The organism is Bhargavaea massiliensis, assembly GCF_018390575.1.
GTDB lineage: Bacteria > Bacillota > Bacilli > Bacillales_A > Planococcaceae > Bhargavaea > Bhargavaea massiliensis.
In genome coordinates this window covers 20,811-45,740 of the sequence record NZ_JAHBCJ010000002.1, presented here as the reverse complement: position 1 = coordinate 45,740, position 24,930 = coordinate 20,811, and the positions used below count along the sequence as shown (strand labels likewise).

At 55.7% G+C, this 24,930-nt stretch carries 26 protein-coding genes; 13 read left to right on the top strand and 13 right to left on the bottom strand.

Going from position 1 to position 24,930, the window contains the following annotated elements; genetic code table 11:
* Positions 1–104: 104 nt before the first annotated feature.
* Entirely contained in the window at positions 105–1,166 is a 1,062-nt protein-coding gene (hisC, locus tag KHA84_RS03030; protein ID WP_213422055.1) for a histidinol-phosphate transaminase, read from the top strand.
* A gap of 51 nt (positions 1,167–1,217) precedes the next feature.
* Here hisC and hisJ read toward each other — a convergent pair whose 3' ends face one another.
* Entirely contained in the window at positions 1,218–1,994 is a 777-nt protein-coding gene (gene hisJ / locus KHA84_RS03025) for a histidinol-phosphatase HisJ (protein WP_213422054.1), read from the bottom strand.
* 98 nt (positions 1,995–2,092) lie between these two features.
* Here hisJ and KHA84_RS03020 point away from each other — a divergent pair, with 98 nt between their 5' ends.
* From KHA84_RS03020 to hisIE, 8 genes are all read left to right on the top strand, one after another.
* Entirely contained in the window at positions 2,093–2,920 is an 828-nt protein-coding gene (locus KHA84_RS03020) for an ATP phosphoribosyltransferase regulatory subunit (protein WP_213422053.1), read from the top strand.
* Between the two features lie 102 nt (positions 2,921–3,022).
* Complete coding sequence (gene hisG, locus KHA84_RS03015) at positions 3,023–3,625, top strand: ATP phosphoribosyltransferase (protein WP_213422052.1); 603 nt, start codon at positions 3,023–3,025, stop codon at positions 3,623–3,625.
* Complete coding sequence (gene hisD / locus KHA84_RS03010; RefSeq protein WP_213422051.1) at positions 3,626–4,873, top strand: histidinol dehydrogenase; 1,248 nt, start codon at positions 3,626–3,628, stop codon at positions 4,871–4,873.
* Positions 4,873–5,445 (top strand): imidazoleglycerol-phosphate dehydratase HisB, encoded by a 573-nt coding sequence (gene hisB / locus KHA84_RS03005; RefSeq protein ID WP_213422050.1) that lies wholly within the window; start codon positions 4,873–4,875, stop codon positions 5,443–5,445. Before hisD ends, hisB begins: the two co-directional genes overlap by 1 nt.
* Positions 5,442–6,089 (top strand): imidazole glycerol phosphate synthase subunit HisH, encoded by a 648-nt coding sequence (gene hisH, locus KHA84_RS03000; protein ID WP_213422049.1) that lies wholly within the window; start codon positions 5,442–5,444, stop codon positions 6,087–6,089. Before hisB ends, hisH begins: the two co-directional genes overlap by 4 nt.
* Complete coding sequence (locus tag KHA84_RS02995) at positions 6,086–6,790, top strand: HisA/HisF-related TIM barrel protein (RefSeq protein ID WP_213422048.1); 705 nt, start codon at positions 6,086–6,088, stop codon at positions 6,788–6,790. Before hisH ends, KHA84_RS02995 begins: the two co-directional genes overlap by 4 nt.
* 95 nt (positions 6,791–6,885) lie before the next feature.
* On the top strand, positions 6,886–7,674 hold the full coding sequence (gene hisF / locus KHA84_RS02990; protein ID WP_213422047.1) for an imidazole glycerol phosphate synthase subunit HisF: 789 nt from the start codon (positions 6,886–6,888) through the stop codon (positions 7,672–7,674).
* Positions 7,664–8,287, top strand: a complete 624-nt coding sequence (gene hisIE, locus KHA84_RS02985) for a bifunctional phosphoribosyl-AMP cyclohydrolase/phosphoribosyl-ATP diphosphatase HisIE (RefSeq protein WP_213422046.1) — start codon at positions 7,664–7,666, stop codon at positions 8,285–8,287. The genes hisF and hisIE overlap by 11 nt, the downstream gene beginning before the upstream one ends.
* A gap of 64 nt (positions 8,288–8,351) precedes the next feature.
* Here the strand turns inward: hisIE and KHA84_RS02980 are convergent, their stop codons facing one another.
* Both KHA84_RS02980 and KHA84_RS02975 read right to left on the bottom strand, forming a co-directional pair.
* Positions 8,352–9,755, bottom strand: a complete 1,404-nt coding sequence (locus KHA84_RS02980) for an amidase (RefSeq protein WP_213422045.1) — start codon at positions 9,753–9,755, stop codon at positions 8,352–8,354.
* Positions 9,752–9,937 (bottom strand): hypothetical protein, encoded by a 186-nt coding sequence (locus KHA84_RS02975; protein ID WP_213422044.1) that lies wholly within the window; start codon positions 9,935–9,937, stop codon positions 9,752–9,754. The genes KHA84_RS02980 and KHA84_RS02975 overlap by 4 nt, the downstream gene beginning before the upstream one ends.
* A gap of 348 nt (positions 9,938–10,285) precedes the next feature.
* Here KHA84_RS02975 and KHA84_RS02970 point away from each other — a divergent pair, with 348 nt between their 5' ends.
* From KHA84_RS02970 to KHA84_RS02955, 4 genes are read left to right on the top strand one after another with little or no spacing between them, the layout of a single operon-like run.
* Complete coding sequence (locus tag KHA84_RS02970; protein WP_213422043.1) at positions 10,286–11,248, top strand: ABC transporter permease; 963 nt, start codon at positions 10,286–10,288, stop codon at positions 11,246–11,248.
* A complete protein-coding gene (locus tag KHA84_RS02965) occupies positions 11,245–12,096 on the top strand; it encodes an ABC transporter permease (protein WP_213422042.1) in 852 nt (283 codons plus the stop codon). Before KHA84_RS02970 ends, KHA84_RS02965 begins: the two co-directional genes overlap by 4 nt.
* Positions 12,077–13,636 carry an ATP-binding cassette domain-containing protein gene (locus tag KHA84_RS02960; protein WP_213422041.1) on the top strand — a complete coding sequence of 520 codons (1,560 nt, stop codon included), beginning with the start codon at positions 12,077–12,079 and terminating at the stop codon, positions 13,634–13,636. Before KHA84_RS02965 ends, KHA84_RS02960 begins: the two co-directional genes overlap by 20 nt.
* Positions 13,637–13,648: 12 nt before the next feature.
* Complete coding sequence (locus tag KHA84_RS02955; RefSeq protein ID WP_213422040.1) at positions 13,649–15,229, top strand: ABC transporter substrate-binding protein; 1,581 nt, start codon at positions 13,649–13,651, stop codon at positions 15,227–15,229.
* 80 nt (positions 15,230–15,309) lie between these two features.
* Here KHA84_RS02955 and KHA84_RS02950 read toward each other — a convergent pair whose 3' ends face one another.
* The 10 genes from KHA84_RS02950 to KHA84_RS02905 form a co-directional block, all read right to left on the bottom strand.
* On the bottom strand, positions 15,310–15,825 hold the full coding sequence (locus KHA84_RS02950) for a hypothetical protein (RefSeq protein WP_213422039.1): 516 nt from the start codon (positions 15,823–15,825) through the stop codon (positions 15,310–15,312).
* A gap of 114 nt (positions 15,826–15,939) precedes the next feature.
* Entirely contained in the window at positions 15,940–16,770 is an 831-nt protein-coding gene (locus tag KHA84_RS02945) for an urease accessory protein UreD (RefSeq protein WP_213422038.1), read from the bottom strand.
* 2 nt (positions 16,771–16,772) lie between these two features.
* Positions 16,773–17,384 carry an urease accessory protein UreG gene (gene ureG, locus KHA84_RS02940; protein ID WP_213422037.1) on the bottom strand — a complete coding sequence of 204 codons (612 nt, stop codon included), beginning with the start codon at positions 17,382–17,384 and terminating at the stop codon, positions 16,773–16,775.
* Positions 17,385–17,534: 150 nt separating this feature from the next.
* Positions 17,535–18,221: an urease accessory protein UreF gene (locus KHA84_RS02935; protein WP_213422036.1), complete on the bottom strand. Its 687-nt coding sequence runs from the start codon at positions 18,219–18,221 to the stop codon at positions 17,535–17,537.
* Positions 18,214–18,669 (bottom strand): urease accessory protein UreE, encoded by a 456-nt coding sequence (ureE, locus tag KHA84_RS02930; protein WP_213422035.1) that lies wholly within the window; start codon positions 18,667–18,669, stop codon positions 18,214–18,216. The genes KHA84_RS02935 and ureE overlap by 8 nt, the downstream gene beginning before the upstream one ends.
* 12 nt (positions 18,670–18,681) lie before the next feature.
* Positions 18,682–20,394: an urease subunit alpha gene (ureC, locus tag KHA84_RS02925; RefSeq protein WP_213422034.1), complete on the bottom strand. Its 1,713-nt coding sequence runs from the start codon at positions 20,392–20,394 to the stop codon at positions 18,682–18,684.
* Positions 20,391–20,714 carry an urease subunit beta gene (locus KHA84_RS02920; protein ID WP_213422033.1) on the bottom strand — a complete coding sequence of 108 codons (324 nt, stop codon included), beginning with the start codon at positions 20,712–20,714 and terminating at the stop codon, positions 20,391–20,393. Before KHA84_RS02920 ends, ureC begins: the two co-directional genes overlap by 4 nt.
* A 22-nt stretch (positions 20,715–20,736) precedes the next feature.
* Entirely contained in the window at positions 20,737–21,039 is a 303-nt protein-coding gene (locus tag KHA84_RS02915; protein ID WP_092094701.1) for an urease subunit gamma, read from the bottom strand.
* 518 nt (positions 21,040–21,557) lie between these two features.
* Positions 21,558–23,063 carry a class I adenylate-forming enzyme family protein gene (locus tag KHA84_RS02910; protein WP_213422032.1) on the bottom strand — a complete coding sequence of 502 codons (1,506 nt, stop codon included), beginning with the start codon at positions 23,061–23,063 and terminating at the stop codon, positions 21,558–21,560.
* 213 nt (positions 23,064–23,276) lie between these two features.
* Positions 23,277–24,930 (bottom strand): N-acetylglucosaminidase (locus KHA84_RS02905; RefSeq protein WP_213422031.1); only part of this gene is annotated, 1,654 nt, incomplete at its 5' end.

The window sequence follows — 24,930 nt, the reverse complement described above, 5'->3', positions numbered from 1 at the left end:
CCCTTTCACTGACCTCTTCTTTACCCGGTTATGGCGTTGACAACACCTTCAGCATCCGTTAACTTTAACGTAGTAAATCACTAAAGTGAAAGGGAGCGATCGGAATGAGCAGATTCTGGAGTGAAATGGCCCGTCGGGCGGAACCATACGTACCCGGGGAGCAGCTGAACCGGATGGAGATCATCAAGCTGAACACCAATGAAAATCCATATCCGCCGGCGCCGGGCGTCACGGAGGCGATCCGGGAGGCGGCGCAGGGTCTTCGCCTGTACCCGTCCCCGACTGCCAATTCTTTGAGGCAGGCCATTGCGGACACTGAAGGGCTCGGACCGGAACAGGTCTTTGCGGCAAACGGATCAGATGAAGTCCTCGCGTTTTCCTTTATGGCCTTTTTCAATCCAGGGAAAGCGATCCGATTTCCCGATGTGAGCTATAGCTTCTACCCGGTCTATTCCAACCTGTTCGGGGTTCCTTTTGAGGAAGTGCCGCTCCGGGATGATTTCTCACTGGATATGGCTGCCTTCTCGGGAGCCGACGGTGGCGTCATTTTGCCGAACCCAAATGCGCCGACCGGCATTTACGAGCCTCTTGGCGGCATCCGCCGCATCCTCGAAGGCAATCCCGATCGTGTCGTCATCATTGACGAGGCGTACATCGACTTTGCCGGACCCTCGGCAGCGACACTGATCAGCGAATTTGAAAACCTTCTCGTCGTCCGGACGACCTCCAAGTCCAGGTCGCTTGCCGGACTCCGTGTCGGCTATGCACTCGGCCAGCCCGAGCTGGTCGAAGGGCTCGTGCGCATCAAGGACTCGTTCAACTCCTATACGACTGACCGGCTTGCGCAGGCAGGCGCGGAGGAAGCGTTCAGGGATACGGCCTACTTTGAAGAAACGACCGCAAAAATCATCGCAACCCGCGGCACCTCCGCGATGCGCCTTGCCGAGCTCGGTTTCACCGTCCTCCCGTCCTCTGCTAACTTCCTGTTCTGCACGCATCCGGAAGCAGACGCCGGAGAGCTGTATGCCGAGCTTAAATCCCGCAACATCCTCGTCCGCCACTTCGGCAAGCCGAGGATCAAGGACTATCTCCGGATCACTATCGGGACCGATGAAGAAATGGACAAACTGTTCGTAGCGCTGGAAGAAATTCTGGAGAGCAAATAAATCAAAAGCAAACGGCAAGGCCAGCCGGCCTTGCCGTTTTGCATATCATCCTCATACGAATCCGCTGCCCACGTCCTCAGGAGAATGGGCATCCGACCCCGTCTGCAGCTTCAGCCCGAGCCGCTCCGCTTCTTCCACCATCCACGGTTCCGGATACGTCTCCCCGTAGTCCGGCTTCCGGAGCCCCGCATGGTTAAAATCGAGCACATATCCGCTTGCGGCCGCTTTTTCCAGGATGCCCGCCCAGTTGACAGGGTCGACCACCGGCTTGATGCGTCTCCGGAATTTGTGGATCAGGTTGATGTGGCCGAGCACCGGCGGGTTCACCTCGCCGAACGGCATTTCTGCTGCCTTCTCCATTGCCTTTCCGTAAGCGTCGTATAGATGTTCCACTCCGACTTCCTCCGCCTTCTCAGCGAAGGCATCCGCACTGTAGTCGATACAGAACCAGCTGCCGCCTGCTTTCACGAAATGCACGCTCAGGATGGAATGAGCGGCGGCTTCCCTGTGCTCTTTGAGAAAGCGCAGGGTCTGCTCTTCGAATCCTCCTATATAATCCACCTCGAAACCACAGCGCACATCCACCCGCCCGGCGTATTCCCAGCGCAGCCTCGCACCTTCTTCCAGATAGGCGTGGACATCCTCCGGCCGCATCGCGCTGTCTTTTTCCGGCACCGGATCCGTGAAACCTTCCGGAAGCGGCGCATGTTCGGTGAAGACAAGAACGTCGATTCCCTTCTTTTCCGCCTCCTTTACATACTCCTCCATCGCTGCGCCCGTGCCATGCGGGCAGTACGGCGAATGGACATGTCCGTCGATGTTTATCATGTTCATCCCCCTATTGCAATTCTGAATTCTCTATGCTATTATTTCACCTATCTACTACTTTACCATGATAAAGCAATGAAGTGAAGAGGTGTCCACGAATGACTTCTTTTATCTATAATCCCGCACTAATCCGCCAAAAGCAGCTGGAAGTCGAGTTCCTATCGTTTTTCCACGGACACGGCTTTGACATCATCGACCTGCCTGTCGTCGAAACGTTCGACTGGCCGGCCATGACGGAAGATGACCTCCGCCTCATGCCCCAGCGCGAGTCCTGGGTGCAAAACGGAACCGTCCATGCGCTTCGGCACGACTGGACCAATGCGATTGTGCGCTATCTGCATAAGTACAAGATCGACGCGGAGCGGGCAGTCTACTCCGGTCCCGTGTTCCATTCGGGTTCTGAAACCCGCCAACTCGGGATGGAAGTTTTCTCGGAAAGTACTAGCCGCCAGACAGAGGGACTGTCTTTAATGATCGGTTTCATGGATGAGCAGATGAATGATCGACCAAGGACTGCCGTCATCAGCCACTACGCCTTGCTCCCGATGATTCTCGGTGAGGAGAAAGTCGCCGACCCGGCCATCCGCAGGGCGCTGTCCCAGCGGAGCACCTCCTCCCTCCGCCAATTGCTCGGAGACCACCCGCTGCTCAACCTGATCGGCGACCAGCCGGAAGCGCAGGTCCATAAGCTCCGATCGGCCTTCTCGGAAATCCGCCAGGTGCTGGGCGAGCTGAGCACCTGGGAAGAAACCCTCCGCGAAGCCGGCATTGAAGCGGTTTATCCCGACATCACCGCCCTCCCGTCGCAATCGTACTATGACGGCGTGTTCATCCGGCTTTACGGATCCGGGCGAACGACACCAATTGCATCCGGCGGCCAATACACCGCCCGCTCGAAGGCATTCGGCATGGGAATTTTCTATTAAGATAGCAACCGGATAGGAGTTAGTCCGAAAGCCGTCGTGTAAGTCCATTTTCTTAACCTGAATGACATTCGTTTTACCACTGCACAGATAAAGGATGATTCCATGATTACCATTGCACTCTCAAAAGGCCGCCAGCTAAAGGATTTTCTCGCTTATCTGGACGAAAACGGACACCCTCGCTGGCACGGCGCGCTAAAAGCGGCACAGCGCGAACTGCTCGTTGAGACAAGCGGCATCCGCTTCCTCCTCGTCAAGGGAGATGATGTGCCGACCTACGTCGAGGAAGGCATCGCGGACCTCGGCATCACGGGCAGTGACATCCTCGCCGAGTACGATGCTGATGTGAACGAGCTGCTGGAGCTGCCATTCGGCTATTGCCACTTCGCTCTCGCTTCGAAAGAAGAACTCCCCGAATACGGGACAATTGCCACCAAATATGTGAACTACACCCGCTCCGTCTTCGAGCGGTCCGAAAAGCCCGTCAAGATCATCAAGCTGAACGGCTCGGTCGAGCTCGCTGCCGTCATCGGCATGGCCGATGCGATTGTCGATATTGTCCAATCAGGCGAGACGCTGCGGATGAACGGCCTCCAAGAACGCGTCCGTCTCGACGAGATCAGCGCACGGCTGATTGCAAACAAGCACGCGTTCTTTACAAAATCTGCGGAAATCCGCTCATTCATGAATGAATTGAAGGTGAACTGAATGCAGACCGCACAGCAATTCAAACAATCCTATCGCCAAGCCGGCCAGGACGGCTACGACATTTCCGGCCGCGTCCTGGACATCATCCGGGACGTCAGGAAAAACGGTGACGCGGCGCTTGCCCGCTATACCAAACAGTTTGATGGTGAACAATCAGAAGTCCGTGAAATTCCCTCAGAGGAACTGAAAGCGGCATTCGAATCCATTCCGGATGAACTCAGGCAAGCCCTTATTGCCGCCAAGGAAAACATCGAAGCGTACCAGACCAAGATCAAATGGCAGCCTGCCGAACCCGTTGGCTTCTATCCCGTGTTCCATCCAATCGGCCGCGTCGGCATTTATGTGCCTGGCGGCAAGGCGAACTACCCATCGACCGTCCTGATGACAGCGGTGCCTGCCAAAGTCGCAGGCGTCCGAAGCATCACTGTCGTCACCCCGCCTCCGGGAAACCCGGCAACACTAGCCGCGTGCCACCTGTGCGGCATCGACCATGTGTATACGGTCGGCGGCGTCCAGGGAATCGCAGCCCTCGCGTACGGTACGGAAACAATCGGGCGGGTCGATAAAATTTGCGGCCCCGGAAATGCTTACGTCGCAATGGCAAAAAAGCTGGTCTACGGTGACGTCGGCATTGATTCCGTCGCAGGACCGAGTGAGCTCGCAATCGTCGTGGACAAATCGTCGAATACCGAATGGGCTGCTCTCGACCTTCTCGCACAGGCCGAACACGATGAGCAGGCACGCACCTATCTGATTTCGCTGGACCGGGAAAAGCTCGAAGAAGTCGGACGGCTTGCCGTCCGGTTTGCCGAAGAGGCGCCGCGGAGGGAGATCATCAAAAAGAGCCTTGCGGACAACCACTGGGCGATCCTTGCGGAAGACCGGTCCGAAGCGGTGGATCTTCTGAACTTCATTGCACCGGAGCATGCAGCCGTGCAGACGGAAGATGCCGAAAGCTATGCAGAAGACGTCAGCAATGCAGGTGCCCTCTTCGTCGGCGGGTATTCCCCAGAAGCCATCGGAGACTATTCCGCCGGGCCGAGCCACGTGCTCCCGACTGGCGGGAATGCCCGTTTCCAGTCGGGCTTGTCCGTGAATGATTTCCTGACGGCCAATGCAGTCATCCGGGTTGACCGGGCGGACTATCGCCGATATGCAGAGGCAGGAATCCCGATTGCCAAGGCTGAAGAACTGTATGCACACGCGGCTTCGATGGAAGCCCGTCTGAACGGAGGAAATGAAGACTGATGGCAAGTTATGAACGCAAGACCAAAGAAACCGAAATCCGCATTGAACTCAATAAAGGAACCGGCGAATCCAGCATCGCAACCGGCGTCGGGTTCCTCGACCATATGCTGACGCTGTTTGCTTTCCACTCCGGCCTGGAAATCGACGTGGAAGTGAGCGGGGACACGCAAGTTGACGACCACCACACGACAGAAGACACGGGCATCGTGCTCGGCCAGCTGCTCCGGGAAGTGATGGGCGACAAATCCGACATCCGCCGCTATGGTACATCCTATATCCCGATGGACGAAACGCTCACCCGCACGGTCATCGACATCAGCGGACGCCCGTACCTGAGCTTTAATGCAGAGATCTCCCGGGAGAAAGTCGGCACATTTGATACTGAGCTGACCGAAGAATTCTTCCGCGCCCTCGTCATGAACGCCGGGCTAACCGTCCACATGGATCTGATCCGCGGCGGCAACGCCCACCACGAGATCGAGTCGTTCTTCAAATCCTTTGCCCGCGCGCTGCGCGAAGCGATGCAGCCGGGCGACGGACGGCTGGCTTCAACAAAGGGGCTTCTTGCATGAACACGCGGGAAATCGCTACTTCCGGCCTGACTGATGGCCGCCGCATCGCCATCGTCGACTACGGACTCGGCAATGTCGCAAACGTCCGGCGTGCACTGGAATTCCTCGGCCACCGGGTGGAACTGACAAAGGATACCGACGTGCTCCGCAGGGCGGATGTCTTGATCCTGCCCGGTGTCGGCCACTTTGCCGACGCGATGAAGCGTCTGGAATCAGACGGGCTCATCCCGCTCCTGGCCGAACTCAAAGAGGAAAAGCCGCTCGTCGGCATCTGTCTCGGCATGCAGCTTCTGTTTGAGCATAGCGAGGAAGGCGATGCGGACGGACTCGGGTTCATCCCCGGTGCCATCACCCGGATCAAAACCCGCCTCCCCGTCCCCCACCTCGGCTGGAACGCACTTGTGAGCGAACGTCCTCAGCTAGACGGCAAGGACATGTACTTTATCCATACCTATAAAGCGGCACCCGGTCCGGACACGGTCGCGACAGCCGACTATGGCGGCGAGACCGTCACGGCCATCGTGCAGCGCGGACAGCTGATCGGCATCCAGTTCCATCCCGAAAAAAGCGGGGATGCTGGACTCGTGCTGCTGCAGCAGGCCGTAACCGGAGGGTTTAGAGAGAAAGAGGAGGCATCCGAATGATCGAGATCTGGCCGGCAATAGACATTATCGATTCACAGAACGTCCGCCTCACTGAAGGCGATTATGATACAAAAGCGGCAATGGGCCGCACCCCACTTGAAGCGGTAGCCTTTTATTCGGGACAGCCGCGTGTCGGGCGAATCCACACCGTCGACCTGATCGGCGCGAAAGAGAAAAAGCCCGCCGAAATGAACCTGTTCCGCGACATCATCAAGTCGACGGTACTCCCGGTCGAGATTGGAGGCGGCATCCGCTCCGAAGAAACGATCCGCGAGTATCTTGACATGGGCGCGGGCTATCTCGTCATCGGCACAAAAGGCCTGACGGAACCCGGCTGGCTGATTGAAATGAGCCGGAAATACCCGGGCAAGTTGATGCTCGGACTGGACGCCCGCGGAGACAAAGTTGCCCTGAACGGCTGGCTCGAGACCGCAGAGACGACCGTCTTTGAAATGCTCGAACACCTGGACGGCGCGGAACTCGGCGGCGTGATTTACACCGACATCGCCCGCGATGGCCGCATGGAAGGCCCGAACGTGGAGATGACCGGCAGGCTCGCGAAGGAATCGAAATGGCCGGTCACCGCTTCCGGCGGCGTCCGGAACGGCAGCGACCTCGCTGCCCTTGAAGCGGAAGGCGTCGCCGCGGCGATTGTCGGGAAAGCGGCGAATACGGATGAGTTTTGGGAGAGCCTGGAGTAAATGCTCGATATGTTTCAAAAAGTGATTGATAACCTGATCAAATTGAACGATATCTGACTTCCTTAAGCGGGAGCTAACAGAAAGGAGTGGCCGCAATGATCAAAAAACGCATCATTCCCTGCCTGGACGTGAAAGACGGCCGGGTGGTCAAGGGCATCAACTTTAAGGGGCTCCGCGACATCGGCGATCCGGTGGAATTTGCCGCACGGTACAACGCGGCTGGTGCCGACGAACTCGTTTTTCTCGATGTCTCCGCGACAGACGAAGGCCACGACCTCATGCTCGACGTCATCAAGCGGACAGCGGAAGTGCTGTTCATCCCGCTCGCCATCGGCGGCGGCATCCGCACGGCGGATGACATCGGGCGCCTGCTTAAAGCCGGCGCCGACAAGGTCAGCATCAACTCTGCGGCGCTTGCCCGTCCCGAATTGATCCGCGAAGCGGCAGAACGCTTCGGCAGCCAATGCGTCTGCCTGTCCGTTGATGCCGGCTGGGATGAGGAAGCGCAGGACTGGTTCTGCTTTACGCACGGCGGCAAGAAGAAGACCGACGTCCGCGTACTGGACTGGGTCACCGAAGGCGAAAAGCTCGGGGCCGGCGAGATCCTCCTGACGAGCATGGAAGCGGACGGCACAAAGGACGGTTTCGACCTCGCCCTCCTCAAAGCCGTGGAAAAAGCCGTCACCGTCCCGGTCATTGGATCGGGCGGCGCCGGCAATGCCGATGACTTCGTCGAGCTGTTCCGCGAAACAGATGTGTCGGCTGGACTTGCCGCATCCATCTTCCATAACGAAGAAACGACCGTCGGCGAGGTCAAATCCCTCCTATCGGATGCCGGTATTCCGGTCCGCATGACGGCCGGGGGTGTGCCGAATGAAGCCTGACTTCTCCAAAGGACTTGTCCCGGCGGTGCTGCAGCACTGGACGGACCACACCGTCCTCATGCTCGGCTACATGAACGAGGAAGCCTATGAGAAGACACTTGAGGACGGCGTTGTCTGGTTCTGGTCCCGCAGCAAGGAACGCCTCTGGAAAAAAGGCGAATCAAGCGGTCACGTCCAGCGCGTGAAATCGATGGCGCTCGACTGCGACGACGATACCCTCCTGATCCGGGTGGAACCGGCGGGCCCTACCTGCCACACCGGGACGAAAAGCTGCTTCGGTGACGAACCCGCTTCCCCGCTTCTTTCGCTCGAAGCCATGATCCGCGACCGCCAGGCGGATGCCGATGAAGGCTCCTACACCAACTACCTCCTCGGCAAGGGGCTCGACAAAATCGCGAAGAAGTTCGGCGAGGAAAGCTTCGAAGTTGTCATCGCGGCGATGACGCGCGACCGCGAAGAGCTGAAAAACGAGACCGCCGACCTGCTTTATCACCTGTTCGTCCTGCTTCACGAGCAGGGCATTGAGTTCCATGAGGTCGAGCAGGTGCTCCACGAACGCCACTCCACGAAAAACAATTTCAAGGGCGAGCGGCAGGACGTCGAGAACTGGTGAAACGTTAACATACTCCATTGAGACGTTGACAAAGCAGAAAGGACCGGCGGCCGCCGGTCCTTTCTTATTGAGCCGTTGTCCGCTCCGGCCAATACCGGATCGGCTTCGTCTGTTCCCATGCGTATCCGGCCTGAAGCAGCCGGGCTTCCGAAAGATGGGGGCCGATGAGTTGCATGCCTGCCGGCAATCCTCTCGTATCGAGCCCCATCGGGAGACTCAGGGAAGGCACTCCCGTCAGATTTGCCGGAGAGGTGAATGGCAGAGAGCGCCGCACCACTTCCAGGTTCTGTTCTTCCCAGAAATCCGAGAATTTAGGTGTCGTCATCGGACTGACCGGGCCGAGCAAAAAGTCGACTTCGCGGAAGGCACGTCTGAATCCTTCCACCATCCCCCGGCGTGCTTGCTGGGCTTTGATATATTGGGTCGTATGCGAGAGGGCTCCGGACAGAAGAAGTGTCCGGACGTCTTTTGAATAGGCTTTTGGCTGCATCTTAAGACCGTCCGCCTGGGTGGCTGCGGCTTCGCCGTTCGTGATGACCATGCCTGCGAATGTCGCCATGGACAGCTCGGGGAGTTCAATTTCAATAATTTCCGCACCTAGCCGCTCCAGCTTTGCGATCGCATTTCTGAAAAGACGCTCGATATCCGGGTCAAGGCCTTTCATGTAATACGAGGGTACGCCGATCGTGAATCCGCCAATGCCCTCGTTCAGGCGGGTTGTGTAGTCCTCACTTTTCACATGAAGGCTGCCCGGATCTTTTGGGTCATGACCCGCCATGACCTGGAGCATCTGCGCCAGATCCCACACAGAACGCGCCATCGGCCCCGCATGGTCCAGCGAAGGCGCAGCCGGGATGACGCCGAATGTGCTGACCAGCCCGTAGGTCGGTTTCAGGCCGTAGACACCGCACATCGAAGCCGGCATGCGGATCGAACCGAACGTATCCGTTCCGGTGGCGAGTACAGCCATCCCCGCAGCCAGGGCCGCGCCGCTTCCGCCGCTCGAACCGCCCGGCATATGACGGGTATCCCAAGGGTTCCTCGTGGTCCCGTAAAACGGATTCGTTCCGGTCAGACCGGAGGCCAGCTCATGCATGTTCAGTTTGCCGATCATGATGGTCCCGGCCTTCAGCAGCCTGTCCGCCGAGGTTGCCGTCTGCTCAGGGACAAAATCATCATAAAGCCTGAAGCCGTCCGTCGTCCGGATACCCTCCGTCCAGTAATTGTCCTTGATGCCGACGGGGATGCCGTGGAGCGGTCCCCGGTACTCCCCTCGCATGATTTCCTTTTCCGCCTGTCTTGCCTGCTCAAGAATCCGCTCGTTCGGCGGTGTGATAAAGGCCCGGATCACCGGTTCCGCCTCTTCGATCCGGTCCAGCATCTGCCGGGTGAGTTCTACCGGGGACAACTGTTTGGAGCGAATGAGCGGCGCAAGCTTTTCTGCCGGGTACATGATGAGATCCGTCATTTCAGCAACTCCTTCTGCACAACGGTCACCGGCAGCTGCTTCGTCACTTCCGGAAATTCCCGGAGATCCGACTCGGCTCGGCTGACTTCAGCCATCAGTCCTGCAAGAACGGGCAGATCCGACGCGAGGGCAGGAAACCCCTGCTTTTTCAGCGCGCTTCTGATATAGTTGATTTCGCCCAATTTCTACTCCTCCTTCAATTTTGCATCACTCTCATATCTCCTTGCGGCCACACGTATCTCTACCGAACTATCCTTCCCTTCTTTCAGAACAACAAACGTCTTCCACTGCCGCTTCCCCGCCTCCTTCGGGCGAAGTCCTGGCTCGAGAGCTCGGACGCCGAGAACAGGTGAGACGTCATAGTACTAAGCTGCAACGTTGCGATCCTCCATCGGGACATTTACGAGGGCGATTTCATACGACTGAAAAGGACCGGCAGACGCCGGTCCTTTTCCTTGCGTCCCGGATGCCACCGGATACGCCATATGCTAAAATAAATGAGTACGTTTATTGTGGAAAGTAGGTCAGAAATGGCTTTGTTTTTAGTGAAACGGGTAGCTGAATCGGCCTTCGTGCTTGTTCTCGGAAGCTTGCTTGTCTTTGCGTTTATCCGCCTCATCCCGGGAGATCCGGCCGCTGCCATGTACGGGGATCAGCTGCAAAAGCTGACCGAGGCCGACCGCCTGAGGATTTCTGAGAACCTCGGACTGGACGAGCCGCTTCCCGTTCAATACATTCATTGGGCTTCCCAAGTGCTTCAGGGCAATTGGGGAGCTTCCTATCTCACTGGAGAGCCTGCGGATAAAGTGATTGTCCGCACTTTCCTGCCCACCGCCGTGCTGCTCGTCGCGTCCCAGGTGCTGATGATCGGGATGGCCCTGTTGTTTGGCCTCACGTCGGCACTCCGGCGGGACGGTCTATATGACCGGACTGTCCTCGCGGCGAGCGTCATGCTCATGGCGATTCCCCCTTTTTGGCTGGGGCTCATGATGATGCTGTTCTTCTCAATCCGCCTGGGTGTCCTGCCGTCCTCCGGCATGGGTGCAGGACCGTTTTCCATTCGGCACCTGATCTTGCCCGCCCTTGTCATCGCACTATCCCATGCAGGCTATTATATCCGGCTTTTCCGGAATCATTTCGCCGCTTCCTCTGCCGGCGGCCATCTTCTGGCACTCCGCGCCCGCGGTGTTCCATTCCGACGGATTGTGCTCTCCCATATCCTGCCGAATGCCGCTGCCCCGCTGATCGTCTATACCGGTGCATCGCTCGCCGTGTCGCTGGCGGGCTCCGTTGTAGTGGAGACCATCTTTTCCTGGCCTGGGCTTGGGCGGCTCGCGCTGAAGTCTGCGCTTGCCCATGACTACCCGGTCCTGCTCGCGATTATCCTGCTCAGCATGGCTTTCGTCATCCTCGTTAATCTGCTTGCCGGCCTCTTGGCGGCTTGGATCGATCCGCGGCTTCGGGAAGTCGATTCGGAAGGAGGCGCAAGATGATGAAGATGAGATATGCGATCGTTTCACCGGCATCCGCGGGCCTGTTCCTGCTTATCCTTCTTTCATCCGCTGCACCGTTGCTTGCAGGAGCAGATCCAACCGAAGTGAGGATGGACCGGATTCTACAGGCGCCCGCCAGCGGGAATCCGCTCGGCACGGACGAACTCGGCCGCGACGTATGGTCGCGACTGCTTTACGGCGGCCGGGTCTCACTTGCAGTCGGCTTTCTCGCCATGGCGCTTTCCGTCCTGGTCGGAGTGATCCTCGGCACGGTCAGCGGACTGGCCGGCGGATTCATCGACAGGCTGATCATGCGGGTCACCGACATGATGCTCAGCGTCCCTTCCCTCCTCCTCATGATCGGATTGCAGGCCATCTCGCCTGCCGGGCTCCTGTCCGTAATTCTCGTCATCGGCTTTACGGGATGGATGCTGATTGCCCGGGTAATCCGGACGGAAATCAGGTCCATCCGCAAGGAAACTTATGTCCTTGCGGCGAAGAAGCTTGGGGCGGGTCCATGGCGGCGTTTTATCATCCACTTGTTCCCCCGCTTGATGCCGTCGATCATCGTACTCGCCGCAAGCAGCGCGGGGCATGCCATCCTCGCCGAAGCGACACTCAGCTTCCTCGGTCTGGGCATTCCCCAGACCACACCATCCTGGGGCAATATGCTGAACGGTGCACAGGGATACCTGATGTCAGGGGCATGGTGGCTTGCCGTGTTCCCCGGGCTTTGCATCGCGCTGACCATCTATTTCATCCATGTACTCGGAGACCGGCTGCAGGCCGGTCCCCGTCGCTATTCATTAAAAAAGGAGAGAAACCCGCATGGCCATACTGGAATTTGAACGTTTGACGGTGGCCGGTGAGCGGGGGGAAATTCTCTCCGGTCTGACATTCAGCTTGCCGGAAGGCGAAACTGCCGTCATGATCGGCAAGAGCGGCTCGGGCAAAAGCATGACCGCACGCGCTGCACTCGGATTGTTGCCGGACGGGCTCCGGGCATCGGGGGCGGTCCGGTTCCGCGGGGAATCGGTCTTCCATATGCCGGACAAACGCCGCCGTACGTACCTTGGCCGCGGGGCCGGCATCGTCTTCCAGGATTCATCCGGAACTTTCGATCCGATCCGCACGATCGGACAGCACTTCAGGGAGCTGTTTTCCGTTCACTTTGGCTTAAAAGGAAAAGACGCAGACATGCGCGCGCTTCAGTGGATCAGCCGGGCAGGCATCCCTGACCCCGACCGCGCGGCAGCAGCCTATCCGCATGAGTTGTCCGGCGGAATGCGCCAGCGGATCCAGATTGCGCTTGCCGCATCTCTGGAACCGGAGCTCCTTATCGCGGACGAACCGACAACCGCACTGGACCTGAACATCCAGGCAGCCGTCCTCGAACTTCTGAAGGAATGGAAAAAAGAGACCGGCGGCACACTGCTTATGGTCACACATGACCTGGGTGTCGCACGCGAGATGGCAGACCGTGTCCTCGTCATGGACAGCGGCAGGCTGGCGGAAGACCGAGCCGCACCCGAATTATTCGCCGCTCCGCACTCCCATGCAGCCCGGCAGCTTGCGGATGACTGGCGGACGGTCGGCGAAGTCCCGACTGCGGGAAAAGCCGCCACGCCCCCTCTCCTTTTGGGCGTATCCGGCCTGTCCCATTCTTACCGGACAGGCAGCCTGTTCAAAAAAAGAGAGGTCCAGGCATTGGATGAAACGTCCCTCTCAATCGGTTCCGGAGAAATTGTCGGGCTGATCGGTGAAAGCGGAGGCGGGAAAAGCACCCTTGCACGGCTTCTGGCCGGCATCGAGACCGCACAGGCCGGGACGATCACCTGGCTCGGCAGAGGAAACTGGCCGGAAGCCGTCCAATGGGTGCATCAGGACCCTGCCTCCTCATTTAACCCGGGCTGGACGGCTGGTCGCCTGGTCACAGAAGGCCTTGAATACCGGGGAGCCAAGAGAACCGAACGGGAACAGGCCGCCCGCTCCCTTCTGGCGGAAGTCGGCCTATCTCCTGAAACCGCCCTTCAATATCCCGTTGAACTGTCTGGCGGCATGAACCAGAGGCTTGCACTGGCACGGACGCTTGCCGTCTCCGCTGAACTCGTCGTCCTCGATGAGCCGTTCGCGAGCCTCGACATGAGCACTCAAGCCAGAATGATCCGCCTGATCCGCTCCCTCCGCGACCGGGAAGGTGTAGCCTTCCTGTTCATCACCCATGACATCCGGACCGCCTTCGCCCTCTGCAACAAAATTTATGTGATCCGTCAGGGGCGGATCGTCGACGGCGGATCGCCCGACGAACTGGCCTCATCCGGCCACCCTTATACCCAATCACTCCTCGCACACGTACCGGGACGGGGAGACTCACCTATCCAACTATGAAGGAGGAATTCTATGAGAAATTCATTGAAGAAACCACTGATCGGCATCGCGGCCGTTTTCTTCGCCGCCCTGGCCGGCGCGTGCGGCGCACAGCCTGCCGGCCAGGGCGCGGACGGGACCAAGCAGCTGGTCTACGGCATGGAAGCCGAGATTGACCGGGTGAACCCGGTCCTCGATGAAAGCCAGGAAATCGACGCGCTGCTGTTCCGGGGCCTGACAAAGCCGGATGAACAAAACAAAGTGACCCCTGATCTGGCCGAAAGCTGGACAATCAGCAAGGATCTGCTCACCTACACGTTCAAGCTGCGGGAAGACGCCGTCTGGCAGGACGGGGAACCTGTCAAAGCGGATGATGTGGTTTTCACACTCCAAAAAATCCTGGATCCCGATACCAACACACCGATCACCGGCGAATTCCAAGAGATTTCGAACGTCCGGGCCACCGGTGATTATGAAGTGGAACTCACGCTGCACCGCCCGTATCCTCCGCTCCTCGACAAGCTGAAAGTCGGCATCGTCCCGAAGCACCTGCTCGAGGATGAAAACCTTGCCGAAGCTGAATTCAACCGCAATCCGGTCGGCAACGGCCCGTTTCGCCTGAAGGAATGGAAAGGCGACGGCACGATTGTGCTGGAGCGGAATCACGATTATTACGGCAACAAGCCGAAGCTGGATGAAGTCGTATTCAAGCCTGTGCCGGATGCCAACACCCGCCTTGTTCAGCTGAAAGCGGGAGAAATCGACCTGGCCAGCCTCGCCCCTTCCCAGGTGGAAGCCGTGAAAGACTCGGACCCGATCAAGATCCATGAGATCGACACAGCCGATTACCGCGCTATCATGTATAACTTCGACCTTGAGATTTTCGAAGACCCGAAAGTCCGGCAGGCCATCAGCCTCGCGGTTGACCGCGAGGCGTTGGTCGAAGGAATTCTCGACGGCAAAGGAGAAGCGGCATACGGGCCTCTCCAGAAATCCTGGGCCGCCCATCCTGATGCCGGACGGACCGGAGGACCAGACCCTGAACGGGCAGCTCAACTGCTTGCAGAAGCCGGCTGGGAGAAAAACAGTGACGGCATCCTCGAGAAGGACGGGAAGCTGCTGAGCTTTGAACTCGTCGCCCCCGCGCAAGACACCGTTCGTGTCGCGCTTGCCAATGTGGTCTCCCAACAGCTCAAGCCGCTCGGCATTCAGGCTGAACCAAAACCTGTCGACCAGAATGCGGTCAAATACGACGGCGAAGAAGCGCTCCTCATCGGTTGGGGCAGCGAATTCGACCCTGATGACCATACGTACCGCCTGTTCCACAGCAGTGAAATTGGAGGAGGCCAATACAATTTCGGTAAATACCGGAATGAGGAAGTCGACCGCCTTCTGACTGAAGCCCGCACCGCGGCAGACCCGGAAGAACGGAAAGCGGCATACGGGCGCTTCCTGGAAGCGCTCGACGAAGATCCGCCCTACACCTTCCTCGTCTACCTTGATGCCTTGTACGGCGTGAATGAACAGGCCTCAGGCATCAGTGACCGCACGCTCGGCCATCACGGGTTCGGTATCCTCTGGAACATCGAGGACTGGGATAAGCAGGCGGACTGAACAACTTGATCCATACAGAAAAGCCCGGTTTGGCGAAAACCGGGCTCTTTCTATATTTACCGGGATGCATCCCGGTTTTCTCAGGCGTTGCCTTTCGCCGTTTTTTCCTGTTCAGCGCAGCCTTCATCTGGTGTGCCGACTCCATCCTGGACGAGTTTCTCCAGTTCTTCGACTTGTTCGTCTTCCAACTTCTGATGAGGCTGAGGATGGAACCACTGGACTTCCCCGTCATGAATAAATCCTTTGAACGTCTCTCCCTGGACCTTCAACTTGAATTCGCAACGTTCATGCGGACGGTCCTCAAAGGCAGGCCTCACGACGAGGTCCTGAGGTTCGTCATCCACGTGGCCGGACTGTCTCATCAATTTATAAATAATATATTCGATTTGCTCCGCCTTTTCCTGTCCGATCAGTTGTTTCGGGTGGGGATGCATCCATTGGATTTCCCCTTCATGGAAGTGACCCTTATATTCGTCTCCTGCAATTTTGAATGTGAATGCCAACCGTTCGTGAGGCCGGTCCTGAAACAGCGGCTCGACTTCAAAACTGTCTACGACCTGTTCCTGTTCTGTTTTCCCCTGATTGTTTTCCTGCATTTCCGTCTCCTCCTTATTACTGGAGTTTCCCCTCACAATAACGAAATAAGCATTCTTTTTCAACCTATAAAAGAAAATCCGGAGTCAAGCCGACTCCGGATTTAGTTTAATGACTCAATATTTCCTTAGGGATGCAGGCGTCAGGCCGAGCCATTCTTCGCTGATCTTCTTGTGGCAGGCATTCAGCATCTTTTCGATTTTTCCGGTCGATCTAGCGAGGACGCGGATACTGAACCCCGGAACTGCGAGACGGGAGACGCCGTACTTTACATCCTCCGCATCCGCCGTTTCGGCCAGCACATCATAAAGGACATCGATCAGGCCGTCCGTTGTCTGCTCGCCGATGGCAATCATCGAGCCAAGGTGTGTGTATCCTTCCATGAAACCCAGACTGCCCACCTGTTGCTCCGAAGGGGATAGCCGGACGTTGTCAAACACCGCAGGCTCTCCGTCCAGATAGATCTCATTGGTGAGCCGCACGGAATCGTAGGCAAAATGCCCGCCGTCCGGAGACCAGCCCGGTGTGAGAATGTCTGTGTATAAAAAAATCGCGCCGTGCTCCATATGGACGATGTTCTTCTGGCGATAGCTGGCGTCCTTGTATGCAATGAGCGGATCCGGCAAGTACTCCAGATAACTTCCGGACTTGAGTGTCATCGTTGTCTCCTGGTACGCATGGTCCTTCGGCGTCTTGTAGACTTTCGTCGCACCCTGAGTCGTCAGCGTGACCCGGGAACCCGGCTCCGCTGTGACATCCATCCGGTACCTGTCCCCGTCGAGGTATCCGCCGCCCGGGTTCAGGAGATAGTAGCACACTTTTCCCGAATCATCATGATAAATCGGGCGCATCACCTTGAACGCCCCTTGGAAATAGACATTCCGGGCAACGGTTTTTCCCGCCCGGTCCTCGAGGGAGAGGGAAAGCTCCCCTGTCCATTCCGTCATGATCAAGCCAGTCCTTTAAGCAAGACTTGATTGTTGATCCAGTCGATCACTTTGTCGAGACCTTCCTCCGTCTTCAGGTTCGTGAAGACGAACGGCTTGTCGCCGCGGAATTTCTTCGTGTCTTCCGCCATCACTTCCAGGCTCGCGCCGACGTGCGGGGCGAGGTCTGTCTTGTTGATGATGAAAAGGTCGGACTTGATCATTCCCTGCCCGCCCTTGCGGGGAATTTTCTCCCCCTGGGCAACGTCGATGATATAAATAGAGAAGTCGACCAGTTCAGGGCTGAACGTGGCTGCCAGGTTGTCACCGCCGCTTTCAACGAAAATAAGCTCCACGTCAGGATGGCGTGACACAAGTTCATCAATTGCAGCAAAGTTCATCGAGGCATCTTCACGGATGGCAGTGTGCGGGCAGCCTCCCGTCTCCACGCCGATGATGCGATCATCCTCGAGTACACCGTGCGCGATAAGGAATTTCGCGTCTTCCTTCGTATAGATATCATTCGTGACTACCGCCATGTTGACGTCGCCTTTCATGCGGCGGGTCAGTTTTTCAACGAGCATTGTCTTGCCGGCGCCGACTGGGCCGCCGACTCCGATTCTGATCGGTTCCATCTAACCATTTCCCTTCTATGTGGATATATTGATCAATCACATCAGTCCTTTTCTCATGGTCCGGGGTCCGCTTTCTTCGGAGTAGCTGCCGAAAAGCGGCTGATGCGAATAATATGAGTTTCTCATAGGTCGTCTGCTTTGCCTTCCGTTTCAGGACATGAAAATCCGGACATTTACCCGTTCATGTTGCATCTGCGACAATTCCAGTCCCGGCGCAACCAGGCCGAAGTCCTCATCAGGCAATGCAAGGGCCTTTTCCGCCGTCCGCCGCAACAGCGGACGAATGTGATTAAGGGTCAACTGCCCCGCGGTCTGGCCAAGCGGAATCGCCCGTACCGCATTCTGGATCAGCCCGGAGACGGTTGCATAAAAATGATACAGGATCGCTTCGTCGCGGCTGCATCCGAGCCCGTGGGCCGTGATGGCAAAAACAACGGCCGGATGGGGTACGGTTCGCTTTTCTTTGACGAGCCGGCCGTATTCGGCCAGAAATGGAAAATCATACAGGCGTCCGAACAGCCTCAGCATGCCTTCCCCGATCATCCGGGTCCCTTGGCGTGTCTCCCGCGGAAGGTTTTGGACATGGAGCTGACTGCCGATTGTACAGACCGCCTCCATGTCCCCTTCTTCCAGCGCGTCATAGACCATGCGGCAGGCGATGCCATCCGTATAAGCGAGCTGCTCACCGACATAGCAGGACAGCCATTCCTCAAACGACTTGCGATCCGATACCGCGCCGCTCTGGATATACGTCTCCAACCCGAATGAATGGCTGAACGAGCCCGTCGGCAGGTTGGAATCGCAAAGCTGCAGCAGTGCCAGCATCCGGTCAGTCATGGCTGTGCCCGATGTGCCGGAAAGCTTCCTTCACTTTCCTGTCTTCTCGCGCATAGGGGATTTCAAGTTCCTTCAGCAAGTCTTCGACAAGATAGTCGTACTGTACGAGCATTTCATCCCCTTCAAACTGGGCCGGGAGATGACGGTTTCCAAGCTGATGCGCAATCATGCCCATCTCGCCGATGGACCGCGGCCGTATGACAAGCAGGTCATCCGTCATGACGTCCACGACGATCATGTTGCCTTCATCCATGTAAAGCACATCCCCCGCCCTCAGATCGCGCGGTTCCTTCAGGCGGATGCCCAGTTCCGTCCCGTGATCGGTCTTGACCCGCAGGATGCGCTTGACGAGCGCATCGCTTTCCAGCAGGACCTTTTCTTTATGGCGGTTCCCGATCTCGTTCGGATCCATTTCATCCAGATTGCCCAAGATCCGTTCAATAATCATCTATTTTTCACCTCAGAATAAGAAGTATCGTTGACCCATCGGCACCCGGTCTACCGGGTCGCAAGTCAGGTGCTCCCCGTCCACATGAACTTCATACGTTTGCGGATCGACTTCGATTTCCGGTGTTTCCGAGTTGAGTTTCATGTCCTTTTTCGTCAGCGTACGGATACCTCCGACCGGAAGGACCCGTTTTTCGAGTCCCAGCTTCTCATGGACGCCGTCTTCGTATGCGGCCTTCGAGATAAAGGTGATCGAGCTTTCCTGCAGCGCTTTGCCGTACTGGGCATACATCGGCCGCATGATGTACGGCTGCGGCGTCGGGATGGAAGCATTGGCATCACCCATCAGGCCAGACACCGCAAGACCTGTCTTCAGCACCATTTCAGGTTTGACCCCGAAGAACGCCGGGTGCCAGAGAACAAGATCCGCAATCTTGCCGACTTCAATGGAGCCGACATGCTCGGAAATCCCATGTGTGATTGCCGGGTTGATGGTGTATTTTGCAATATAGCGCTTGGCCCGGTTGTTGTCGGCATAGTCACTGTCGCCCTTCAGAAGGCCGCGCTGCATCTTCATTTTGTCCGCGACCTGCCATGTGCGGAGCGTCACTTCCCCGACTCGGCCCATCGCCTGGGAGTCGGAGCTGACCATGCTGAACACCCCCATGTCCTGGAGGATATCTTCCGCCGCGATCGTTTCCCGACGGATCCGGGAGTCCGCAAAGGCGATATCTTCCGGTACGGATGGGTTCAGGTTATGGCAGACCATGACCATGTCCAGGTGTTCGTCAATCGTATTGACCGTATACGGCAGTGTCGGGTTGGTCGACGAAGGAAGGATATTCATGTATCCGGCCGACTTGATAAGGTCCGGTGCATGGCCTCCGCCGGCCCCTTCCGTGTGGTACATATGAAGGACGCGGTCCTTGACGGCGGCCATGGTTTCTTCCATGAACCCGCTTTCGTTCAAGGTATCGGCATGAAGGGCAACCTGAACGTCATACTCATCCGCCACCGACAGCGCCATATCCAGCGACGAGCCGGTCGCTCCCCAGTCTTCATGCACCTTGACGCCGATGACACCTGCGCGCACCTGTTCGGCAATCGGCTCTTTTGCCGCGGCATGCCCTTTTCCGGTAAATCCGATGTTGATCGGCAGGCCCTCCGCTGCCTTCAGCATACGGTGGATGCTCCATTCTCCCGGTGTGACCGTCGTCGCCTTGGAGGCGGTCGCAGGACCCGTTCCGCCCCCGATCAGAGTGGTCGTGCCCGAAGAAAGTGCGACCTGCACCTGCATCGGATTGACGAAGTGGACGTGGGTGTCAATTGCCCCGGCCGTCACGATCAGCCCTTCACCGGCGATAATCTCGGTGGACGCGCCGATAATGATGTCGACATTGTCCATGACGAGCGGGTTGCCCGCCTTTCCGATACCTGAAATGCGACCGTCCTTGATTGCAATGTCAGCCTTCACGATGCCGGTATAGTCGAGGATGATGGCATTCGTGATGACAACATCCGCAGCCCCGTCTGCCCTTGTCGCGAGCGGGTGCTGGCCCATGCCGTCACGGATGACCTTGCCGCCTCCGAACACGACCTCGTCACCGTAGCTCGTGTAGTCCTTCTCAATTCGTATAAACAGATTCGTGTCCGCCAGGCGCACCGAGTCCCCGGTCGTCGGGCCGAACATTTCTGCATATTGTTTTCTTGTCATTCTGAACGTCATGATTTTTCCTCCCCGTCAAGCGGGCCGTTGACTTTGTTGTGGAAACCATAGACGCGCCGCTCGCCCGCAAAATCAATCAGCTGAACTTCTTTTTCATCTCCCGGCTCGAAGCGCACCGCGGCGCCCGCCGGCACATTCAACCGCTTGCCGTAAGCCTGTTCCCGGTCGAATTTCATCGCCGGATTGACCTCATAGAAGTGATAATGCGAACCGACCTGGACAGGACGGTCGCCCGTGTTGGTTACGGTCAGGGTCGTCATTTCTCTTCCCTCGTTACAGATGATGTCTCCTTCTTGAAGAACATATTGTCCCGGATGCATCGTCGGATTCCTCCTGTCTTGGTTATCGGATCGGATTGTGGACAGTAACGAGCTTCGTCCCGTCCGGGAAAGTCGCCTCAACCTGGATATCCGGAATCATCTCCGGCACACCCTCCATGACGTCTTCCCGGGAAAGGATATTGGCTCCGTATTCCATCAGTTCGGCGACAGTCTTACCATCTCGCGCGCCTTCCAGCACCTCGTAGGTGATCAGTGAAACCGCCTCCGGATGGTTTAATTTCAGCCCCCGGTCTTTTCTCCGGCGTGCCAGATCGGCCGCCACTACGATGAGCAGCTTGTCCACTTCACGCGGCAGCAAATGCATCTGCTGTTCCCTCCTTTTTCATTTCGTCCGAACTAAAAAAAGCCTATAGTGAGACTTTTTAAGGGTTCTGAATATTGTGTCCGAATCCTTTTCAGCTTTCCCTTTAGAGCCGGACGGTAAACTACCTTCTAAACTATATTAGCAAAATCAATTTCGGAAGTAAATTTAGACACATTCAACCTGCCGGTTCTCCTGAATACCATTGCAATGGGAAATTTCCATGTCAGACCCAACACCGTTTTATTTAACTTACTATTATACTAATAGTAACAGACTAAATAAAGAACATGAGTATAAACATTAGGTCCGAGTCGTTTCACGGTGTCGATGGCGTCTCCTTTTAATAAGGAAGTGATTACTTCACACAAGTGTTGAACTGGATTCAGAAGAGCGGTTGATAATCGGGGAAGCGGAGAGTCTGACGTTGCTATGCAGGCAGAGGCGTTGCTATAGTTCAATGAGACGTTGACCAGTGCATTTCCGCCCATTAGAAAGGACCGGCGTCTGCCGGTCCTTTTTTACGCTTTCGCTCCTTCCGTTTTCGGCCTGAGCGTATGCTTCAGTACCTTGCCCGAGGCGTTTCGGGGAAGCTCCTTGAGGAATTCCACTTCCGCCGGCAGCTTGAACTTCGCGATATGCTCCGCGCAGTAGTTGATGGTCTCCACCTCAGTGAGACTTTTCCCTTCCTTGACGACCACAAATGCTTTCGGCACCTCACCGTAGACGGGATGTGGGATGCCGATCACAGCGGCTTCAAGAACTTCGGGGATCTGGAACAGCACTTCTTCAATTTCGAGCGGATAGATGTTTTCTCCGCCGCGGATAATCATGTCCTTTTTCCGGTCGACGATGTACAGCAGGCCGTCCTCGTCGGTACGCCCGAGGTCGCCCGAATACAGCCAGCCGCCACGGATTGTGCGGGCGGTTTCTTCTTCGTTCTTCAGGTAGCCTTTCATAACCTGCGGACCCTTGACGACAATTTCGCCGACCTGCCCCGGCGGGAGCGTGCGCCCCTCTTCATCGACGACCCGCACTTCAGTTCTTGGAAGCGGCTCACCGACCGAACCGATCTTACTGAGGGCATAGTGGTCTTTCAGCGTTGTCGCAGCAGGTGTGTTTTCCGTCTGGCCGTACAGATTTTGGACTTTGACGCCAGGGAATGTCTCCTTCAGCTTTTTCACGAGTTCATACGGCATCGGAGCCGCTCCGTAGCAGAACAGCCGCAAATCCGGGACAGTAAGCGTCCCGATATCCGGTCGGTTCAAAAGGATTGCGAACATGGACGGCACCCCGAAGAACATCGTCGCCCGGCTTTCTTCCAGTGTCTTGACTGTCTTGTCCGGAGAGAACGCCGTCTCGATCACGAGCGAGCCGCCGCTGACCGACACAGCATTCATGAACACATGGCTTGCCGCGCAGTGGAACAGCGGTGTCGTAATCTGCATCCGGTCGTCTGCCGTGACGTCCATTGCCTCTGCCCAGATTTCCGCCGTCTCCAGAATGTTGCGGTGCGTCAGCATGACGCCCTTCGGCTTGCCCGTTGTGCCGGACGTGTACATGATGACCGCCGTATCATCCGGCTTCAGTTCCGCCGGCTCGGTGATAAGCGCCGAATCTTCCAGGATGGCATCAAACTCTCTGGAGCCGCCAATCTCCAACACTTCCTGGAAAGAGGCGCCCGTATCGTCCGCTGTTTTCCGGAGTGCTCCATCGACAATCAGTGACTTGGCTTCGGAGTGCTCGAAGATATAGCCGATCTCCCGCGCCGTCAGTTTTGTGTTGACCGGCATGAGTGTAAAGCCACCGAGCTGCACGCCGAAATAGGCGGCAACAAACGAGTCCGAGTTTCCCGCAAGAAGGGCGATCACATCACCCGGCTTGTAGCCCTGCTGCCGGAAATATGCGGCGACCCGCTCCGCCTTCTCCCTGAATTCCCCGTACGTCCACTGTCTTCCCTCAAAGGTCGTATATACTTTTTCGGGTTGTGTTTTTCCGTACTGGATAACTACTTGAGGCATGAACATTTTGTTGACCTCCCATCAAAAACAAGGTTTGAAACTTCAGACTAATTCTATATATTCCGACTTAACTCCTTTTCCTATATGCTTTTATTTCTAAATAAAAGGCTCGTTACTTTGACCAATTTAAATCACACTATAAGAGTTCGGATATAAATAACCTCGTAAGAGGAGGCTTTTATCATGCCCATCTTACGAGGTTGGATATCTGTTTGTTATTTATTTGTAAACAGGAACATCGAAATGAATCAAGGGGGTCTCCATTTGATCATAAAACTTCTTAATTTGGTTCACTTGCTTGACAGCCCAACCTATATCAGTTGCATACTGCGGATAGCCAGGATTTGCCGGATTCCACCGCATTTTATACAGCGTGTTTTGTTTATATTCATTATGGATATAGCGAGCACCGACAAATTTGGCTCCGCCTACAATAGCCTCTTCTGGTGTAAACCACTTTTCTTGATATGCACGAACTGCTCCTCTAATGTCAGGATGGCTGTCAACTGCCTCTATCCCGAACATATTATAAATGTTTTTTACATTGGTCACATTATCTTTTAAGATTGCACCGTTTTCCTCAATTCTCCAATTTGTTTTACCATTCACAACCACGGTTTCTGCTGTATAAGTCTTATCTGGTAGAAAAATCGCCCATTTATTATTAGCCACCATCCCTACACTGATTTTACCAGTTGAAAGGTCGGATTTTCCGTGGCCGGTTTCTAGTAGCGCATGGGAAATAAGGTAAAAAACGTTGATTGAGTGTGCTTTAGCTCCATCATTGAAGGACTTTCCTTTTTGCTCCAGAATCCCTTTCCCGATAAGATGAGAATTCAGCTCATTATCGGATACGTTGACAACTGCAGATAAATCCAAGTGTTGCCAAATGCTATTGTTATTAGGATCAAGATAGGATAAAACGTCATCTTGGGTAGGGTTTCTCCAGGCATCATACTTTATCTCATGCCAGGTCTCCCCCATCGTTACAATATTACGTGTTGAATTCAGCGTCAACTGGCCGTATACATGGGCTGTGCTGTTGGCTTCCGCTAAAACGTTAGTTGTTTTGAGTTTAACCCTGGAAAATGTAAGCTTAACCAAAGGAGCATGCACGTAAAGGCTTTCTCCTTGGTAGACTATTTCATACCATTTGTTAATACCATTTGAATAATCTCCAATTACCTCTTTTACTATCATAAAGGTAGTTTTAGGCGGGACGCTATGCTTCACATACTCACTGCCGAGTTTTGGTTCTGACCGCAGATTAACGTTTCCTGTACTGAAAATCTCACCATAAACGTTGACAGCATTCGCTGCAACATAGGCTTTTGCATTAAGATACTTATCCGTCTGTTGCAATTGTTTCATTTGAACATTCAGTGCTTCAGAAAGCGTTACATTATAAGGTGAGTATGAAACTTGTTCACCTGAAATAGGAGCCTCCGATACATTAGAAGAATGTAACCACATCGTTTCACCCTCAAATTTCCCACGATACCATAGGTTACTTCCGACTTTTTCTGTCAAGTTAACTGCAAATACTGCCCCTTTAGCACTCGCTAAATCATCTAAAACTAAGTTTTTTCTACCACCCCAGGCTTTACTATAGCTTTTTCCAGTTCCTTTAATATAGAAAGTCCTCTCATTCTTATCTACGCCTACATGTGGATGGGTAGACATGTCTGATGCCTTTACCCACCCTATAACGCCCTTTGTACTGCTTGCGTTACGGCTGATTAAATAGTAAAGGGTATTCTGATACGTAGCTTGCTTTTTAATGTAGTAGACTTCATTCGTATAGGTTGATCCTGCACTCATGTAATCTGACTGACTTGCATAGCTCTTGTAGATCCGGACACCGGAGCTTCTC

Bases quoted from the DNA above. Each gene is read 5' to 3' on its own strand.
- KHA84_RS02995 (WP_213422048.1), top strand. From the start codon at position 6,086: ATGATCGAGATCTGGCCGGCAATAGACATTATCGATTCACAGAACGTC.
- hisG (WP_213422052.1), top strand. From the start codon at position 3,023: ATGATTACCATTGCACTCTCAAAAGGCCGCCAGCTAAAGGATTTTCTC.
- KHA84_RS02980 (WP_213422045.1), bottom strand. From the start codon at position 9,755: ATGACGGATCTCATCATGTACCCGGCAGAAAAGCTTGCGCCGCTCATT.
- KHA84_RS02915 (WP_092094701.1), bottom strand. From the start codon at position 21,039: ATGCATTTGCTGCCGCGTGAAGTGGACAAGCTGCTCATCGTAGTGGCG.
- KHA84_RS02920 (WP_213422033.1), bottom strand. From the start codon at position 20,714: ATGCATCCGGGACAATATGTTCTTCAAGAAGGAGACATCATCTGTAAC.
- hisJ (WP_213422054.1), bottom strand. From the start codon at position 1,994: ATGATAAACATCGACGGACATGTCCATTCGCCGTACTGCCCGCATGGC.
- hisC (WP_213422055.1), top strand. From the start codon at position 105: ATGAGCAGATTCTGGAGTGAAATGGCCCGTCGGGCGGAACCATACGTA.
- hisIE (WP_213422046.1), top strand. From the start codon at position 7,664: ATGAAGCCTGACTTCTCCAAAGGACTTGTCCCGGCGGTGCTGCAGCAC.
- hisD (WP_213422051.1), top strand. From the start codon at position 3,626: ATGCAGACCGCACAGCAATTCAAACAATCCTATCGCCAAGCCGGCCAG.
- hisH (WP_213422049.1), top strand. From the start codon at position 5,442: ATGAACACGCGGGAAATCGCTACTTCCGGCCTGACTGATGGCCGCCGC.
- hisB (WP_213422050.1), top strand. From the start codon at position 4,873: ATGGCAAGTTATGAACGCAAGACCAAAGAAACCGAAATCCGCATTGAA.
- ureE (WP_213422035.1), bottom strand. From the start codon at position 18,669: ATGATTATTGAACGGATCTTGGGCAATCTGGATGAAATGGATCCGAAC.
- KHA84_RS02960 (WP_213422041.1), top strand. From the start codon at position 12,077: ATGGCCATACTGGAATTTGAACGTTTGACGGTGGCCGGTGAGCGGGGG.
- KHA84_RS02910 (WP_213422032.1), bottom strand. From the start codon at position 23,063: ATGTTCATGCCTCAAGTAGTTATCCAGTACGGAAAAACACAACCCGAA.
- ureC (WP_213422034.1), bottom strand. From the start codon at position 20,394: ATGACGTTCAGAATGACAAGAAAACAATATGCAGAAATGTTCGGCCCG.
- KHA84_RS02945 (WP_213422038.1), bottom strand. From the start codon at position 16,770: ATGACGGAATGGACAGGGGAGCTTTCCCTCTCCCTCGAGGACCGGGCG.
- KHA84_RS02950 (WP_213422039.1), bottom strand. From the start codon at position 15,825: ATGCAGGAAAACAATCAGGGGAAAACAGAACAGGAACAGGTCGTAGAC.
- hisF (WP_213422047.1), top strand. From the start codon at position 6,886: ATGATCAAAAAACGCATCATTCCCTGCCTGGACGTGAAAGACGGCCGG.
- ureG (WP_213422037.1), bottom strand. From the start codon at position 17,384: ATGGAACCGATCAGAATCGGAGTCGGCGGCCCAGTCGGCGCCGGCAAG.
- KHA84_RS02970 (WP_213422043.1), top strand. From the start codon at position 10,286: ATGGCTTTGTTTTTAGTGAAACGGGTAGCTGAATCGGCCTTCGTGCTT.
- KHA84_RS02935 (WP_213422036.1), bottom strand. From the start codon at position 18,221: ATGACTGACCGGATGCTGGCACTGCTGCAGCTTTGCGATTCCAACCTG.
- KHA84_RS02965 (WP_213422042.1), top strand. From the start codon at position 11,245: ATGATGAAGATGAGATATGCGATCGTTTCACCGGCATCCGCGGGCCTG.
- KHA84_RS03020 (WP_213422053.1), top strand. From the start codon at position 2,093: ATGACTTCTTTTATCTATAATCCCGCACTAATCCGCCAAAAGCAGCTG.
- KHA84_RS02955 (WP_213422040.1), top strand. From the start codon at position 13,649: ATGAGAAATTCATTGAAGAAACCACTGATCGGCATCGCGGCCGTTTTC.